This is a genomic window from Kitasatospora sp. NPDC057965, from assembly GCF_042887135.1.
GTDB lineage: Bacteria > Actinomycetota > Actinomycetes > Streptomycetales > Streptomycetaceae > Kitasatospora.
In genome coordinates, this window is record NZ_JBHVPZ010000014.1 from 53,143 (window position 1) to 68,527 (window position 15,385).

Here is a 15,385-nt window from a genome sequence, read left to right on the forward strand (position 1 = left end):
TTGGTGCGACCATCGACGTCTAGCAGGCGCACGCGAGAGCTTCAACGGACTGTTGAACTCGCGCACGGACGGACGGAAGAAGGAACGTCGATGGCGACGGTGCCCAGTGTCTCGAACTCGATCACGGTGCGACTGGAGGTGCCGGCCAGCGGCAACGCCGTCAGCGCGATCACCACGGCGGTGGAGTCCTCCGGCGGCTCGGTGACCGGCCTCGACGTGACCTCCTCCGGCCTGGAGGCGCTGCGGATCGACGTCACCGTCGCCGCCGCCTCGGTGGCGCACGGTGAGGAGATCGTCGAGAAGCTCCGGGCGATCGACGGCGTCACCATCGGCAAGGTCTCGGACCGCACCTTCCTGATGCACCTCGGCGGCAAGATCGAGATGTCCTCGAAGCTGCCGATCCGCAACCGTGACGACCTCTCGATGATCTACACCCCGGGTGTCGCCCGGGTCTGCATGGCGATCGCCGAGAACCCCGAGGACGCCCGCCGCCTCACCATCAAGCGCAACAGTGTCGCCGTGGTCACCGACGGCTCCGCCGTGCTGGGCCTGGGCAACATCGGCCCGGCCGCCGCGCTGCCGGTCATGGAGGGCAAGGCGGCCCTGTTCAAGCGCTTCGCCGGGATCGACGCCTGGCCGATCTGCCTGGACACCCAGGACACCGACGAGATCGTGGCCATCGTCAAGGCGATCGCCCCGGGCTTCGCCGGCATCAACCTGGAGGACATCTCCGCGCCGCGCTGCTTCGAGATCGAGGCCCGGCTGCGCGAGGCCCTGGACATCCCGGTCTTCCACGACGACCAGCACGGCACCGCCATCGTGGTGCTGGCGGCGCTGACGAACGCGCTCAAGGTGGTCGGCAAGGAGATCGGCGACATCCGGGTGGTGATGTCGGGCGCCGGCGCCGCCGGTACCGCGATCCTCAAGCTGCTGATGGCGGCCGGTGTCGAGCACGCCACCGTGGCGGACGTGAAGGGCGTGGTCCACGAGGGCCGCGACGACCTCAACGACAGCCTGCGCTGGATCGCCGAGCACACCAACCGCTCGGGCCGCACCGGCAGCCTCAAGGAGGCCGTGGCCGACGCCGACGTCTTCATCGGCGTCTCCGCCCCGAACGTGCTGGACGGCGACGACCTGGCCACCATGGCGCAGGACGCGATCGTCTTCGCGCTGGCCAACCCGGACCCGGAGGTCGACCCGGCGGTGGCCCGGCAGACCGCCGCGGTGGTCGCCACCGGCCGCAGCGACTTCCCCAACCAGATCAACAACGTGCTGGTCTTCCCGGGTGTCTTCCGCGGCCTGCTGGACGCCCAGAGCCGCACGGTCAACACCGAGATGATGATCGCCGCCGCCCGGGCCCTGGCCGCCACCGTCGGTGACGACGAGCGCAACCCGAACTACATCATCCCCAGCGTGTTCCACAAGGACGTCGCCAAGACCGTCGCCGCCGCCGTCCGCGAGGCGGCCCTGGCCGCCGCCTCGGAGGCGCCCGTGCCGTCCCGGCCGACCCCGGGCATCGTCGGCACGCTCGACACCGCCTCCTTCCCCGCCGTGCAGCTCTGACGCCGGACGGCACCGCCGGGCCCCTGCGCCGGGCCCGGCGTCGAGCTTCCACGACGGCCGGTGGCAATGTGTCACGTATCGGTCAAATGGCCGATTAGCGGTCGTACCCGCCCCTTCCCGCCCCGAACCCTTGCGACACAAGGGCGAGGGGCGTGTTTGGGCTTGTCGGACCTAGGGCGTACGGTAGCCCTGCACGGGGCAGGCGTGTCCGACAAGTACGGAACGTCCCCCTGGTCTTCCGGCGCGTCCTCCCGACCGCCGCCCGCGCCCGGTCCGCCGGAGCCGACGGAGCGTCACACCTCCGGCGGGCGGGCGCTGTTCGGGTCGTGCCGCCGGGGCCCGATTGGCATTCTCGGGGCCGGTCGGGGCAGGATTCGTATCCGGGCAGGCAGGCGGGCCTTCGAAGGCACGGCGCGCGGCACTGGGTGCGGACCCGGCTCGCGACCACGCATTGCCTGCATGAGCACAGTGTGCGGACCTGCGGCCCATCCGGGTGCTCCCGGTGGGAGCACCGATGGGCCCCCGCACACCGCAAGCGAACAGACCACAGGAGTACACATGAACCGCAGTGAGCTGGTGGCCGCGCTGTCCGAGCGCGCCGAGGTGACCCGCAAGGACGCCGACGCCGTTCTGGCCGCCTTCGCCGAGATCGTCGGCGAGGTCGTCGCCAAGGGCGACGAGAAGGTCACCATCCCCGGTTTCCTGACCTTCGAGCGCACCCACCGTGCCGCTCGCACCGCCCGCAACCCGCAGACCGGCGAGCCGATCCAGATCCCCGAGGGCTACAGCGCCAAGGTCAGCGCCGGCTCCAAGCTGAAGGAAGCCGCCAAGGGCGCCTGAACCACCCCTTGAACGCCCGAGAGGCCGGGTCCCCGTCGCGGGGGCCCGGCCTCTCGCCGTGGGCGGGGGCGCCGGTCAGACGCCGACCAGCTCCTCGCCGGCCCGCTCGCTCGGCAGCTCGACGTGGGCGCCGAGGTCGCGCAGCTTGTCCATGAAGTTCTCGTAGCCGCGGTTGATCAGGTCGATGCCGTGCACGGTCGAGGTGCCCTCGGCCGCCAGCGCCGCGATCAGGTACGAGAAGCCGCCGCGCAGGTCCGGGATGACCAGCTCGGAGCCCATCAGCTTGGACGGGCCGGAGACCACTGCGGAGTGCAGGAAGTTGCGGGCGCCGAAGCGGCACGGCGTGGCGCCCAGGCACTCGCGGTAGAGCTGGATGTGCGCGCCCATCTGGTTGAGCGCGCCGGTGAAGCCCAGCCGGGACTCGTACACCGTCTCGTGCACGATCGACAGGCCGGTCGCCTGGGTCAGCGCGACCACCAGCGGCTGCTGCCAGTCGGTCTGGAAGCCGGGGTGCACGTCGGTCTCCAGGGCGATCGCGGTGAGCTCGCCGCCCGGGTGCCAGAACCGGATGCCCTCGTCGTCCACCTCGAAGGCGCCGCCGACCTTCCGGAAGGTGTTGAGGAAGGTCATCATCTCCAGCTGGCGGGCGCCGCGGACGTAGATGTCGCCCTTGGTGGCCAGCGCCGCGCAGGCCCAGGAGGCCGACTCCAGGCGGTCCGGCAGCGCCCGGTGGGTGTAGCCGTCCAGCTCGTCGACACCGGTGATCAGAATGGTGCGGTCGGTGCCCAGGGTGATGATCGCGCCCATCTTCTGCAGCACGCAGATGAGGTCGACGATCTCCGGCTCGATGGCGGCGTTGCGCAGCTCGGTGACGCCCTCGGCGAGCACCGCGGTGAGCAGCACCTGCTCGGTCGCGCCGACCGAGGGGTAGGGCAGCTCGATCCTGGTGCCGCGCAGCCGCTGCTGGGCGACCAGGTAGGTGCCCTGCGGGTGCTTCTCGATGGTGGCGCCGAACTGGCGCAGCACCTCGAAGTGGAAGTCGACCGGACGGCCGCCGATGTCGCAGCCGCCCAGGCCGGGGATGAAGGCGTGGCCGAGGCGGTGCAGCAGCGGGCCGCAGAACAGGATCGGGATGCGCGAGGAGCCGGCGTGCGCGTCGATGTCGGCGACGTTGGCGCTCTCCACGTGGGAGGGGTCGAGGATCAGCTCGCCGTCCTCGTCGCCGGTGCGCACGGTCACACCGTGCAGCTGGAGCAGGCCGCGGACCACCTTGACGTCGCGGATGTCCGGGACGTTGCGCAGTCTGCTGGGGCCCTGCCCGAGCAGGGCGGCGACCATGGCCTTGGGAACCAGGTTCTTCGCACCGCGGACGCGGATCTCGCCTTCGAGCGGGTTTCCGCCGTGGACCAGCAGGACGTCGTCGGTCATCGTTCTCGCAATCCGGGGTGCCAGAGGAGTGGGTGCGGCTCGGCGACGAGCCATGCGGTGGAACGGTTGCACGGGCGCGTCGGGCCCCCGGCGTGACCGAATCGGCACCGTGGACGGGCGTCCACCATCAGTAGATGGTAGTGGTCGTGCCGACGGTTCCCGTGAGCCTCTCCCGTGATGGTGCTCTCCCCGGGCCCCGCGGCGCGCGTCGGCGCGTCCGTACGGGTGTTCGCGGCGCGTTCCCCGGCCCGCCGGTCCTCGGGTGTCCGTCGCGGGGGGTTCTGCGGGATCATGTGGGCATGACGGCGGCCCATTCGCACGCAGGCCGGTCCCACACCGGCCGTCTGATCGTCGCGACGCCCGTGCTCACCGACCCGAACTTCGCCCGGGCGGTGGTGCTCCTCCTCGACCACGACGCCGAGGGGGCGCTCGGCGTGGTGCTGAACCGGCCGACCCCGGTCGAGGTCGGCAGCGTGCTGGACGGCTGGGGCGTGCTGGTCGGTCGTCCGGCGGTGGTGTTCCAGGGCGGGCCGGTGGCCCTGGACTCGGCGCTCGGCCTGGCGGTGGCACCGGGGGAGCCCGGCACCGGGGAGCCGCTCGGCTGGCGGCGGGTGCACGGCGCGATCGGCCTGGTGGACCTGGAGGCGCCGCCCGAGGTGCTGGCCGGCGAGCTCGGCGCGCTGCGGATCTTCGCCGGGTACGCGGGCTGGGCGCCGGGGCAGCTGGAGACGGAGATCTCCACCGGGGCCTGGTACCTGGTGGACTGCGAGCCGGGGGACATCTCCAGCCCCGAGCCGGAGCGGCTCTGGCGCGCGGTGCTGCGCCGCCAGCGCGGCCCGCTGGCCCTGCTGGCGAGCTATCCGGACGATCCGACGCTCAACTGAGGGGTGCCGGGGCCGGCCGGCGCGACCGTGACATGTGCAGGGCGCCGCGACACTGGCCCGGTTTCGCGGGGCGCCCATAGACTTGGCACCCATGAGCACTCTTGAGCCCGAGCGCGGCCTCGGCACCGGCACCCTGGTCGAGCCCGTCCCGCAGGTGTCCCACGGGGACGGCGACCACGAGCGCTTCGCGCACTACGTCCAGAAGGACAAGATCATGGAGAGCGCACTCTCCGGATCGCCCGTGGTGGCGCTCTGCGGCAAGGTGTGGGTGCCCGGGCGCGACCCGAAGAAGTACCCGGTCTGCCCGATGTGCAAGGAGATCTACGACGGCATCGGCAAGCCGCAGGGCGGCGACGAGGGCGGCAAGCAGTAGGCGGTCCGTTCCGCTCCCCGCACCGCCGTTTTGCATTGCACGGCGATTCCGGGGTGGTCTATGCCAGTCCTCCGGGCCGGGGGAGGATGTCGCAATGGACCTCATTCCCGCCCCCGTGAGTTCCGTCCGCCTCCCGGACCAGGACTTCCCGCTCGACCGGACGACCACCCTCACCGCGCCGCCCGAGCTGGCCGGGGCCGAACGGTGGCTGCGCTCCTCGCTGACCGCCGCCACCGGCCTGCCGCTCGCCCCCGGACGGCCCGGCGAGGGCGTCGAACTGGTCCACGACGACACGCTGGCCGCCGAGGCGTACCGGCTCTCGGTGCGCCCCGGCCACGCCGTGATCACCGCCGGCGGACCGGCCGGCGCGCTCTGGGGTGCGCAGACGCTGCGCCGGCTGCTCGGCCCGGACGCCTACCGGCGCGCCCCGCTGCGCTCGGAGTGGGTGCTGCCCGGCGTGGACATCGAGGACGCGCCCCGGTTCGGCTGGCGCGGCGCGCTGCTGGACGTCGCCCGGCACTTCCTGCCCAAGGCCGACGTGCTGCGCTTCGTCGACCAGCTGTCCGCGCACAAGCTCAACGTGCTGCACCTGCACCTGACCGACGACCAGGGCTGGCGGGTGGAGATCAAGCGCTACCCGGCGCTCACCGGGAAGGCGTCCTGGCGCGAGCGCTCGATGGTCGGCTACCGGGCCGGCCAGCGCCGCGACGACCGGCCGCACGGCGGCTTCTACACCCAGGCCGACCTGCGCGAGATCGTCGCCTACGCGGCCGAGCGCGGCATCACGGTGGTGCCCGAGATCGACCTGCCGGGCCACACCCAGGCCGTCGTGTCCGCCTACCCCGAGCTGGGCAACACCGACGTGGTGGACACCGCGGCGCTCGGCGTGTGGACCGACTGGGGCGTCAGCCAGAACGTGCTCAACCCCTCCGAGGCCACCCTGCGGTTCCTCGAAGGGGTGCTGGAGGAGGTCCTGGAGCTCTTCCCGTCCGAGTTCATCCACCTCGGCGGCGACGAGTGCCCCAAGGAGCAGTGGAAGGAGAGCGCCGCCGCGCAGGAGCGGATCCGCGAGCTGGGCCTGTCCAACGAGGACGAGCTGCAGAGCCACATCATCCGGCACTTCGACCGCTGGCTGGCCGAGCGCGGCCGTCGGCTGATCGGCTGGGACGAGATCCTGGAGGGCGGGCTGGCACCCGGCGCCGCCGTGTCGTCCTGGCGCGGCTACGCCGGCGGGATCGCCGCCGCGCAGGCCGGGCATGACGTGGTGATGTGCCCGGAGCAGCACGTCTACCTCGACCACCGGCAGGCGCCCGGCGAGGACGAGCCGATCCCGGTCGGCTTCGTGCGCACCCTGGAGGACGTCTACCGGTTCGAGCCGGTGCCGGCCCAGCTCGACGAGGTGGCGGCGCGCCGGGTGATCGGCACCCAGGCCAACCTGTGGAGCGAGTTCATGCACAGCGCCCGGGACATCGACTACCGGGCCTTCCCGCGGCTCGCCGCCTTCGCCGAGGTCGCCTGGTCGGCGCTGCCCGCCGACCCGGCCGCGCGCGACTTCGCCGGCTTCGAGCGGCGGATGGCGGGCCACCTGGAGGTGCTGGACGCGCTCGGCGTCGAGTACCGCCCGGCCGCCGGTCCGCACCCCTGGCAGACCTGGCCCGGCGTGCAGGGCCGGCCGATCGAGGGGCCGCCGCCGGTGGTCTGACGGCGCGCCGGGCGGAGGGACGCAGACGACCCGCGGGAACTTCCGAACGGTCGTCGGACGTCAAGAACAGATGAACATCCGACCCGGTCCGCCTCGGACCGGGTCGGATACCGCCCGGTATCGGTCCCAATCGGGCAGCGCCGTTCACCCGTCCCGAAATGATCATCGAGCATTGTGTGCCAGAGTTGCCCAACCCGGCCCGATCGCCCGTACCCTACGGGCCAGGCCGGGCTGCCGGACGCGGAGACCCGATCCAGGGCCGCGGGCGGCAGGCGATCGATGAGCAAGTGGAGCACGGTGGGACCCAGGTGAACCGGACGATCATGCTGCCGGCCTCCCTCGACGAGGCCGTCGAAGCGCTGGCCGCTCACCCGGCCGCGGTACCGGTGGCCGGCGCCACCGACCTGATGGAGGCGGTCAACGCCGGACGCCTGCGCCCCGCCGCCCTGGTGGGCCTCGGCCGGATCACCGAGCTGCGCGGCTGGCGCTACGAGGACGGCGGCACCGCCGTCCTGGGTGCCGGGCTCACCCACGCCCGGATGGACCGCCCCGACTTCGCCGCGCTCATCCCCGCGCTGGCCGACGCCGCCCGCACCGCCGGCCCCCCGCAGGTGCGCAACGTCGGCACCCTCGGCGGCAACATCGCCACCGCCGCGCCGGCCGGCGACACCCTCCCGGTGCTCGCCGCCCTGGAGGCCAGCGTCACCCTCGCCCGGGCCGGCGCCACCCGCGAGGTCCCGGTCAGCCACCTGCTCACCGGCCTCGACCCGCTGCGCCCCGGCGAGTTGCTCACCTGGGTGCGCGTGCCGCTGCTGCACGCCCCGCAGGTCTTCCTCAAGGCCACCGGCCGCAGCGGCCCGGCCCGCGCCACCGCCTCCGTCGCCCTCGTCCTGGACCCCGCGCGGCGGGCCGTGCGCTGCGCCGTCGGCGCCGTCGCCCCGGTGCCGCTGCGGCCCCTGGAGGCCGAGGCCTGGGTGGCCGGCTGCATCGACTGGGACGGCTCGCGGGAGATCGACCCGGCCGCGACCGCCGCGTTCGGCGAGTACGTGGCCGCCGCCTGCGTCCCCGACGGCTACGGCGCGGAGGGCGCCTGGGAGGCCGTCACCGAGGGGCCGAGCGCGGCCGCCGTCCGTCTGCGGCGTACCGTAGCCGTGCTGGCCCGCCGGGCACTGGGAAGGGCGCTCAAGTGACCACAGACCACCCCATCGAGGCCCTGGACCCGGGGCTGCTCGACCACGCGCACGACCACGCGCCGCAGGTCAGCCGGGAGTTGCGGCCGACCACCTCGTACAGCCTGCGGGTCAACGGCTTCGAACGGCCCGTCACCGACGCCTGGATCGGCGAGAGCCTGCTCTACGTGCTGCGCGAGCGGCTCGGCCTGGCCGGCGCCAAGGACGGCTGCGAGCAGGGCGAGTGCGGGGCCTGCTCGGTGCAGGTCGACGGTCAGCTGGTGGCCGGCTGCCTGGTCCCCGCGGCGCTGGCGCAGGACAGCGAGATCAACACCGTCGAGGGCCTGTCGGCCGGCGGCGGCGCCAGCGACGTCCAGCAGGCGCTGGCCGAGTCCGGCGCGGTGCAGTGCGGCTACTGCGTGCCCGGCCTGGCGATGGCCGTGCACGACCTGCTCCAGCGCAACCACCGGCCCACCGAGGTCGAGGCACGGCAGGCGCTGTGCGGCAACCTCTGCCGGTGCACCGGCTACCGGGGGGCGCTGGCGGCCGTCCAGAGCGTCGCCGACGCGCGCGCGGCGCAGGCCGAGGCGGCGGACGAGGCGGCGGCCGCCGAGGAGTCCGCCAAGCCCGCCAAGCCCGCCAGGACCACCAGGCCCGCTGCGGCCACCGCCCCGGAAGCGGCCCCCGCGGCGCCCGAACCCGTGTCCGCGCCCGCGCCGACGCCCGCCGACGCCCCCGCGACCGCCGCCGACCTGCCGGTGTACACCGACGGCGACGCCTGGATCGAGCACGTCCCGCAGCCGCCCGCCGAGCAGCCCGTCCCCGCGGCCGCCCCCGTCACCGGCGGGTACGCGACCCCGGACGGCCCGGGCGGCTACGACAGCGGCGTGTACGACACCACCGTGCTGGCCCCGATCCGGGACGTCCCGGCGCAGCCGGCCGCCGACTCCACCGGCTTCCACCCGGCCCAGGGCTACCCCGGACCGCAGCCCTACCCGGGTACCACCCCGGCGCACGGCACCTACCTGCCGGGGCCCGGCGGCTACCCCGACGCGAACGGCTACCCGCAGCAGCCCGGCTACGACGGGGCCCAGGCCTACGACGGCCCGGTCTACGACGGCCCCGTGTACGAGACCCCGGCCGGCGGCTATCCGCAGCAGCCCGGCCAGGACGGCGGCACCCCCGCGCACGGCACGCCGTACCTCCCCACGCCCCCGCACGGCGTCCCGGCCGAGGGCACCGCCCCCGCCGGCGTCCCGTACGGCGCCACCCCCGCCCACGGCATCCGGCTCCCCGAGGACGACCACGCATCATGACGTCGCCTACCGACATCGGCGCAGCACTCCAGCAGGACGGCGACGCGGGCGGCACGACGGAGCCGTTCGGGCTGGGCAGCTCCCCGCTGCGCAGCGACGCCCTGCCCAAGGCGCTCGGCATCTACCCGTACGCCGCCGACCTGTGGGCCGAGGGACTGCTCTGGGGCGCGGTGCTGCGCTCGCCGCACCCGCACGCCCGGATCCGCGGCATCGACACCTCTGCCGCGCTGGCCCTGCCCGGCGTGCACGCCGTGGTCACCGCCGCCGACCTGCCGGCCGGCCCGGACGGTGTGCCGGACGGCGCGCCGTCCGGGCCGATCGTCGCCGACCGGCCGGTGCTCGCCGCCGGGGTGGTCCGCCACCACGGCGAGCCGGTGGCCGCGGTCGCCGCCGACCACCCCGACACCGCCCGGCTCGCGGTCGGCCTGATCGCCGTCGACTACGAGCCGCTGGACGCCGTCACCGACCCCGAGCAGTCGTTCACCGCCCCGTCGCTGCACCCGGACGGCAACCTCTTCCGCCACCTGCCGCTGCGCACCGGCGACCCGGAGGCGGCCGGCGAGGTCGTCGTCGAGGGGCTGTACCAGGTGGGCCGGCAGGACCCGGCGCCGCTCGGCGCCGAGGCGGGCCTGGCCGTGCCGCGCCCGGACGGCGGGGTCGAACTGCACCTGTCCTCCACCGACCCGCACCGCGACCGCGACCGCACCGCCGCCTGCCTGGGCCTGGAGCCGGACCGGGTCCGGCTGGTGGTCACCGGCGTGCCCGGCGCCACCGCCGACCGCGAGGACCTCTCCTTCCAGGTCACCCTGGCACTGCTGGCGCTGCGCACCGGCCGCCCGGTGAAGATGACCCTCACCCGCGAGGAGTCCTTCCACACCCACCCCTCGCGGCACCCGGCGCTGCTGCGCTACCGCCACCACGCGGACGCCGAGGGCCGGCTGGTGAAGGTCGAGGCGCAGATCCTGTTGGACGGCGGCGCCTACGCGGACGTCTCGGCCGAGGTGCTGGCCGCCGCCACCGCCTTCTCGGTCGGCCCGTACAACTGCCCCAACGTCTTCGTGGACGCCTGGGCGGTGCGCACCAACAACCCGCCGGCCGGCCGGATGCGCGGCGAGGGCGCGCTGCAGGCGTGCTTCGCCTACGAGTCGCAGCTGGACCAGCTGGCCGCCCGGGTCGGCATCGACCCGGTGGAGATCCGCCGCCGCAACGTGATGGCGACCGGCGACCCGCTGCCCACCGGACAGGCCGTCACCTGCCCGGCCCCGGTGAGCGCGCTGCTGGAGGCGGTCGCCGCCGAGCCGCTGCCGGCCCTGCCGGTGGACGATCCGGACGCCGAGTGGCTGCTGCCGGGCGGGCCCGGCGGCGCCGGTGACCCGGCCGCGGTGCGCCGCGGCATCGGCTACGCGCTGGGCATGGTGCACATGCTGGGCGCCGAGGGCGAGGACGAGGTCGCCACCGCGACGGTGCGGGTCAGCGGCGACCACGCCACGGTGATCTGCGCCGCGGTCGACGCCGGCCAGGGCTTCGCCACGCTGGCCCGGCAGATCGTGCAGAGCGTGCTGGGCGTCAGCGAGGTGTACATCGCGCCGGCCGACAGCGACCAGTCGGTGGCCGGGCCGTCCGCCCGGGGCCGGCACACCTGGGTCTCCGGCGGCGCGATCGAGCGGGCCGCGCTGATGGTCCGCCACCAGCTGCTCCAGCCGATCGCCGCCAACTTCGGCATGTCGGCGGAGCTGCTGCAGATCTCCGACGGCAAGATCACCTCGTACGACGGGGTGCTCGGCATGCCGGTGGCCGAGGCGCTGGAGGGCAAGGAGCTCTGGGCGACCGCGCAGTGCCGGCCGCACCCGACCGAGCCGCTGGACGAGGCGGGGCAGGGCGACGCCTTCGTCTCCATCGCGTTCTGCGCGATGCGCGCGGTGGTGGACGTGGACATCGAGCTGGGCGCCGTCCGGGTGGTCGAGGTGACGGTGGCCCAGGAGGTCGGCCGGGCGCTGAACCCGCGGCAGATCGAGGACCGGATCGAGGCGGGGGTGGCCCAGGGCGTCGGCCTGGCGCTGCTGGAGGAGCTGCGCACCGAGGGCGGCCTGCTGGCCAACCCCTCGCTCACCGGCTACCGGCTGCCGACCGCGCTGGACACTCCGGAGATCCGGGTGGCCGCCCTGCTGGAGGAGCGCGACGTGGTGGCCCCGTTCGGGGCCAAGGCGGTCAGCGCGGTGCCGGCGGTGACGGCCCCGGCGGCGGTGGCCGCGGCGGTGCGGGCCGCCACCGGCCTGCCGGTGGGCCGGCTGCCGATCCGCCCGGAGGACGCCGTCACCGGCTGAGCACCGGCCGGGGAATTCGGCGGGGGGGCCCGCCGAATTCCCCGGAAAATGCATGACGAATTGCCGGGCGGCGCTTTTGCGCCGACCGGCAATTCGCTTTTTGAGGCCATGACGGGAATCGAACCCGTGTACACCGCTTTGCAGGCGGTTCCCTAAACCACTCGGGCACACGGCCGTGGGATGGAACTGCTGGAAGGCTGGACTGCGGGAGCGCGCTCAGGCGCAGCGGCAGCAGCGACAGGCGCGACAACACAGGGGAGCGGGGGCACAGGTGCGGGGCGCGCGGGCCGCCGTCTTCCTGTCCATGCCCGACTCCTGTCGTCGTTCGCCGTGTTGGTGAATTCAGTTTGGCGGAATGCCGGGCGGAACGTCAATATCCTTTTGTAAATTCTGTGTGGCGGGGTGTGCTACCGTCGGAGACAGGTGGCCCTCGGTGGCCATCCCGGACGAGCGCGTCGTACCCGGTGACGACAAGACGGCGCAGTGACAGCGGCAACCCGGCCGCTGCCGACTGCGGAGGTACGACCGTCGTGGCTTGGCTCGTTCTGATCGTTTCCGGTGTCCTGGAGACCGTGTGGGCGGTGGCCCTGGAATCCTCCAAGGGCTTCTCCCGCCTCGTCCCGACCGTGGTGTTCGGCGTCGCGCTGGCACTCTCGATGGGCGGCCTGGCATACGCGATGCGCTCGATCCCGATCGGCACCGGCTACGCCGTGTGGGTGGGCATCGGCGCGGTGGGCACCGCGCTGTACGGCATGGCGGTGCTGGGCGACGCGGTCACCCTGGCCCGGATCGGCTGCCTGCTGCTGATCGTCTCCGGCGTGGTGGGCCTCAAGGTGCTGCACTGACCCGAAGGCGTCGCGGACGGCGCCCTAGGTCCGGAGTCGTAGAAGGGTGGCGACCGGAGTCAGGGGTTATCGGCCCAAGCGCACCTTACGATCATACGTATGACCACTGCCTCCCCCACCTCGGCCGACACCGCCTCCGTTCCGATACCGACCGACCCCGGGGGAGGGGTGCTGGGCGACCGTTTCCGGGCCCTGACCCTGGGGATCGTCTCGGTGGTCCTGGTCATCGCCTTCGAGGCGACGGCCGTCAACACCGCGATGCCGGTGGCCGCCCGCGAGCTGGACGGGCTCGGGCTGTACGCCTTCGCCTTCTCCGGCTACTTCACCACCACGCTGTTCGCGCTGGTCGTCTCCGGCCAGTGGTGCGACCGCAGCGGTCCGTTGCAACCGCTGTTCACCGGGATCGCGGTGTTCGGCGCCGGCCTGCTGGTGGCCGGCTCGGCGCCCGGGATGTGGATCTTCGTGGGCGGCCGGGCGATCCAGGGCCTCGGGGGCGGCCTGGTGATCGTCGCGCTCTACGTGGTGGTCGGCCGGGCCTATCCCGAGCGGCTGCGGCCCGCGGTGTTCGCCGCCTTCTCCTCGGCCTGGGTGCTGCCCTCGATCATCGGCCCGGTGGTCTCCGGGGCGGTCACCCAGCACCTCGGCTGGCGCTGGGTCTTCCTCGCCGTGCCGGCGCTGATCCTGCTGCCGCTGGCGGTGATGGGCCCGGCGCTGCGCCGCTCGGAGAAGGAGCAGCCGGTGCTCCGGGGCGCCGCGTTCGACCGCCGCCGCACCGGGCTGGCCGCGATGGCCGCGCTCGGCGCGGGTCTGCTGCAGTACGCGGGCCAGCGGCTGGACCTGATCGGCCTGCTGCCGGCCGTCGCCGGGGCGGCGCTGCTGCTGCCGGCGGTGCTCGGCCTGCTGCCGGCCGGGACGCTGCGGGCCGGGCGGGGGCTGCCGACGGTGATCCTGCTGCGCGGGGTCGCGGCGGGGGCGTTCTTCGCGGCCGAGGCGTTCATCCCGCTGATGATGGTGACCGAGCGCGGGCTGTCGCCGACGCTGGCCGGTCTGACCCTGACCAGCGGCGGCCTGTCCTGGGCGCTCGGCTCCTGGCTCCAGGGCCGGCCGGGTGCCGAGCGGTACCGCACGCTGATGATCCGCGGCGGCTTCGTGCTGACCGCGGTGGCCATCGCGGGGGCGGCGCTGGTGCTCGTCCCGGCGGCGCCGACCTGGGTGGCGGCGGTGGCCTGGGGCGTCGGCGGGTTCGGCATGGGCCTGACGGTCGCGAGCGTCAGCGTGCTGATGATGAAGCTGTCGACGCCGGAGGACGCCGGGGCCAACTCGGCCTCGCTCCAGGTGAGCGACGCGCTGGGCAACGTGCTGCTGGTGGGCCTGTCCGGGGTGCTGTTCGCGGCGCTGGGCGGCGGCTCGGTGGCCGCCGCCCACGACGGCGCCACGGGCACCGGGTCGACCGGCGCCTTCGCGGTGATCTTCCTGACCATGACCGGGGTCGCGCTGCTCGGCGCGCTGGTCTCCGGCCGGGTCCGCAAGGCCGCCTGAGGACTCAGCCGGCGGCCCCGGCTGCGGCTCCGGCGGGGGCGGGGGACCCCAGGAAGGTCTCCCAGCCCCCGGCCGGGGCCTGGCCGGGGCCGAGGGTCTGCAGCTTGCGCAGCACCGCCGGGTCCTGGGCGTCCAGCCAGTCGACCAGCTGCCGGAAGGACACCAGCCGGACCTCGGGCCGCCCGGCGATCGACTTGAGCACCTCCTCGACGGCGTTCATGTAGATGCCGCCGTTCCACTCCTCGAAGTGGTTGCCGATGACGAACGGCGCGCGGTTGGTGGTGTAGGCGCGCTCGAAGCCCATCAGATAGGCGTCCCGGGCCTGGGTCTGGAAGCCGGGGTGCAGCGCCGGGTCGGCCTTGGTGTTGCTGCCGCACTGGTTGAACATGATGTTGTAGTCCATCGACAGCACCTGGAAGGTGTGCCCGGGGAACGGGATGGACTGCAGCGGGAGGTCCCAGAGCGCGCCGCCCTGGATCTTCTGCGGCCAGATCTGCGTGCCGTTGCCGCTGCTGTCGTAGCGCCAGCCGCGCCTGACGGCGGTGGGCAGCAGGTTGCGTTGCCCTTCCAGGCAGGGCGTGCGGCTGCCGATCAGCTCCTTGCGGTAGTCGAAGGGCAGCGCCGGCAGGTCCGTGAAGCCGGTGTTGGTGCGCCAGTTCATGACGAAGTCCATCGCCTGCTGGATCTCGCTGTCCCACTCCTCCGGGGACCACCGGCCGACGCCGGTGGCGCCGCAGAAGTGGCCGTTGAAGTGGGTGCCGATCTCGTGGCCCTCCAGCCAGGCGGCGTGCACGTTCTCCAGCGTGTCGTGGATGTGCTGGTCGTTGAGGTAGCCGATGTCGGAGGCGCCGGCCTTGTGCTGCGGGGGGCGGTAGAGGTCCTTGCGGGACTCCGGCAGCAGGTAGAGGCCGCTGAGGAAGAAGGTCATCGAGGCGTCGTGCTCGCGGGCGAGCCGGCGGAAGCGGCCGAACAGCCCGTTGTCGAGCTCACCGGCGCCGTCCCAGGAGAAGACCACGAACTGCGGCGGGCGCTGTCCGGGCCGTAGCGCCTCGGCGACCGGCTGGCCCGGCTGCGGGCCGGTGTCCGAGGTGGAGCCGTCGCCGATCAGGGTGACCGGGGGCTTGGCCGCCTCGGTCGGGGCCGGCGCGTTGTCCGCGGCCGGGGTGGTCGGTACCGGGGCCGGAGTGGTCGCCTGCCCGCCGCCCGGGTCCGTCCGGGCCGCGCAGCCGGCGGCGAGGGCGGCGGCGCCGGCCGCGCCCGCGGCCAGCAGGGTGCGGCGGGAGAGAGCGTCCATGGTCACTCCGTTCGTGGGGCGTGCACGGGGGCGGGCACGGCGGGCCGCGGCGCACGGCCGTCCGGGCAGGCAACGGGTGCCCGGTCGGACAAGTGCGGTGATAGGCCT

At 73.8% G+C, this 15,385-nt stretch carries 12 protein-coding genes, 1 tRNA gene and 1 riboswitch; of the genes, 10 read left to right on the forward strand and 3 right to left on the reverse strand.

Annotated features, from left to right (window positions below; translation table 11 throughout):
• Positions 1 to 90 precede the first annotated feature (90 nt).
• A complete protein-coding gene (locus tag ACFVVU_RS19460; RefSeq protein ID WP_380683569.1) occupies positions 91 to 1,563 on the forward strand; it encodes an NAD-dependent malic enzyme in 1,473 nt (490 codons plus the stop codon).
• A 558-nt stretch (positions 1,564 to 2,121) separates the two neighbouring features.
• Positions 2,122 to 2,403, forward strand: coding sequence for an HU family DNA-binding protein (locus ACFVVU_RS19465; protein WP_030308200.1), 282 nt, complete (start codon positions 2,122 to 2,124; stop codon positions 2,401 to 2,403).
• A 75-nt stretch (positions 2,404 to 2,478) separates the two neighbouring features.
• Here the strand turns inward: ACFVVU_RS19465 and murA are convergent, their stop codons facing one another.
• Entirely contained in the window at positions 2,479 to 3,831 is a 1,353-nt protein-coding gene (gene murA, locus ACFVVU_RS19470) for a UDP-N-acetylglucosamine 1-carboxyvinyltransferase (protein WP_380683570.1), read from the reverse strand.
• A 299-nt stretch (positions 3,832 to 4,130) separates the two neighbouring features.
• On the opposite strand from murA, the gene ACFVVU_RS19475 reads away from it, so the two are divergent.
• From ACFVVU_RS19475 to ACFVVU_RS19500, 6 genes are all read left to right on the forward strand, one after another.
• A complete protein-coding gene (locus ACFVVU_RS19475) occupies positions 4,131 to 4,715 on the forward strand; it encodes a YqgE/AlgH family protein (RefSeq protein WP_380683571.1) in 585 nt (194 codons plus the stop codon).
• 91 nt (positions 4,716 to 4,806) lie between these two features.
• The gene (locus tag ACFVVU_RS19480) at positions 4,807 to 5,088 is read left to right on the forward strand and encodes a DUF3039 domain-containing protein (protein ID WP_380683572.1); all 282 of its coding nucleotides are present in this window, start codon (positions 4,807 to 4,809) and stop codon (positions 5,086 to 5,088) included.
• Between the two features lie 94 nt (positions 5,089 to 5,182).
• Positions 5,183 to 6,790, forward strand: coding sequence for a beta-N-acetylhexosaminidase (locus ACFVVU_RS19485; protein WP_380683573.1), 1,608 nt, complete (start codon positions 5,183 to 5,185; stop codon positions 6,788 to 6,790).
• Between the two features lie 323 nt (positions 6,791 to 7,113).
• A complete protein-coding gene (locus ACFVVU_RS19490; protein WP_350545037.1) occupies positions 7,114 to 7,980 on the forward strand; it encodes an FAD binding domain-containing protein in 867 nt (288 codons plus the stop codon).
• On the forward strand, positions 7,977 to 9,275 hold the full coding sequence (locus ACFVVU_RS19495) for a 2Fe-2S iron-sulfur cluster-binding protein (protein ID WP_380683574.1): 1,299 nt from the start codon (positions 7,977 to 7,979) through the stop codon (positions 9,273 to 9,275). The genes ACFVVU_RS19490 and ACFVVU_RS19495 overlap by 4 nt, the downstream gene beginning before the upstream one ends.
• Positions 9,272 to 11,599 (forward strand): xanthine dehydrogenase family protein molybdopterin-binding subunit, encoded by a 2,328-nt coding sequence (locus ACFVVU_RS19500; protein WP_387791154.1) that lies wholly within the window; start codon positions 9,272 to 9,274, stop codon positions 11,597 to 11,599. Before ACFVVU_RS19495 ends, ACFVVU_RS19500 begins: the two co-directional genes overlap by 4 nt.
• A gap of 103 nt (positions 11,600 to 11,702) precedes the next feature.
• Here the strand turns inward: ACFVVU_RS19500 and ACFVVU_RS19505 are convergent.
• Positions 11,703 to 11,774 (reverse strand) — tRNA-Cys (locus ACFVVU_RS19505).
• A 244-nt stretch (positions 11,775 to 12,018) separates the two neighbouring features.
• Positions 12,019 to 12,084: riboswitch (guanidine-III (ykkC-III) riboswitch) on the forward strand.
• 45 nt (positions 12,085 to 12,129) lie between these two features.
• Here ACFVVU_RS19505 and ACFVVU_RS19510 point away from each other — a divergent pair.
• Positions 12,130 to 12,444, forward strand: a complete 315-nt coding sequence (locus tag ACFVVU_RS19510) for a DMT family transporter (protein WP_380682512.1) — start codon at positions 12,130 to 12,132, stop codon at positions 12,442 to 12,444.
• 99 nt (positions 12,445 to 12,543) lie between these two features.
• Positions 12,544 to 13,983 carry an MFS transporter gene (locus tag ACFVVU_RS19515; protein ID WP_380682511.1) on the forward strand — a complete coding sequence of 480 codons (1,440 nt, stop codon included), beginning with the start codon at positions 12,544 to 12,546 and terminating at the stop codon, positions 13,981 to 13,983.
• A 4-nt stretch (positions 13,984 to 13,987) separates the two neighbouring features.
• Here ACFVVU_RS19515 and ACFVVU_RS19520 read toward each other — a convergent pair whose 3' ends face one another.
• A complete protein-coding gene (locus ACFVVU_RS19520; RefSeq protein ID WP_380682510.1) occupies positions 13,988 to 15,277 on the reverse strand; it encodes a hypothetical protein in 1,290 nt (429 codons plus the stop codon).
• Between the last annotated feature and the right edge of the window lie 108 nt (positions 15,278 to 15,385).

Bases quoted from the DNA above. Each gene is read 5' to 3' on its own strand.
- ACFVVU_RS19460 (WP_380683569.1), top strand. From the start codon at position 91: ATGGCGACGGTGCCCAGTGTCTCGAACTCGATCACGGTGCGACTGGAG.
- ACFVVU_RS19465 (WP_030308200.1), top strand. From the start codon at position 2,122: ATGAACCGCAGTGAGCTGGTGGCCGCGCTGTCCGAGCGCGCCGAGGTG.
- murA (WP_380683570.1), bottom strand. From the start codon at position 3,831: ATGACCGACGACGTCCTGCTGGTCCACGGCGGAAACCCGCTCGAAGGC.
- ACFVVU_RS19475 (WP_380683571.1), top strand. From the start codon at position 4,131: ATGACGGCGGCCCATTCGCACGCAGGCCGGTCCCACACCGGCCGTCTG.
- ACFVVU_RS19480 (WP_380683572.1), top strand. From the start codon at position 4,807: ATGAGCACTCTTGAGCCCGAGCGCGGCCTCGGCACCGGCACCCTGGTC.
- ACFVVU_RS19485 (WP_380683573.1), top strand. From the start codon at position 5,183: ATGGACCTCATTCCCGCCCCCGTGAGTTCCGTCCGCCTCCCGGACCAG.
- ACFVVU_RS19490 (WP_350545037.1), top strand. From the start codon at position 7,114: ATGCTGCCGGCCTCCCTCGACGAGGCCGTCGAAGCGCTGGCCGCTCAC.
- ACFVVU_RS19500 (WP_387791154.1), top strand. From the start codon at position 9,272: ATGACGTCGCCTACCGACATCGGCGCAGCACTCCAGCAGGACGGCGAC.
- ACFVVU_RS19515 (WP_380682511.1), top strand. From the start codon at position 12,544: ATGACCACTGCCTCCCCCACCTCGGCCGACACCGCCTCCGTTCCGATA.
- ACFVVU_RS19520 (WP_380682510.1), bottom strand. From the start codon at position 15,277: ATGGACGCTCTCTCCCGCCGCACCCTGCTGGCCGCGGGCGCGGCCGGC.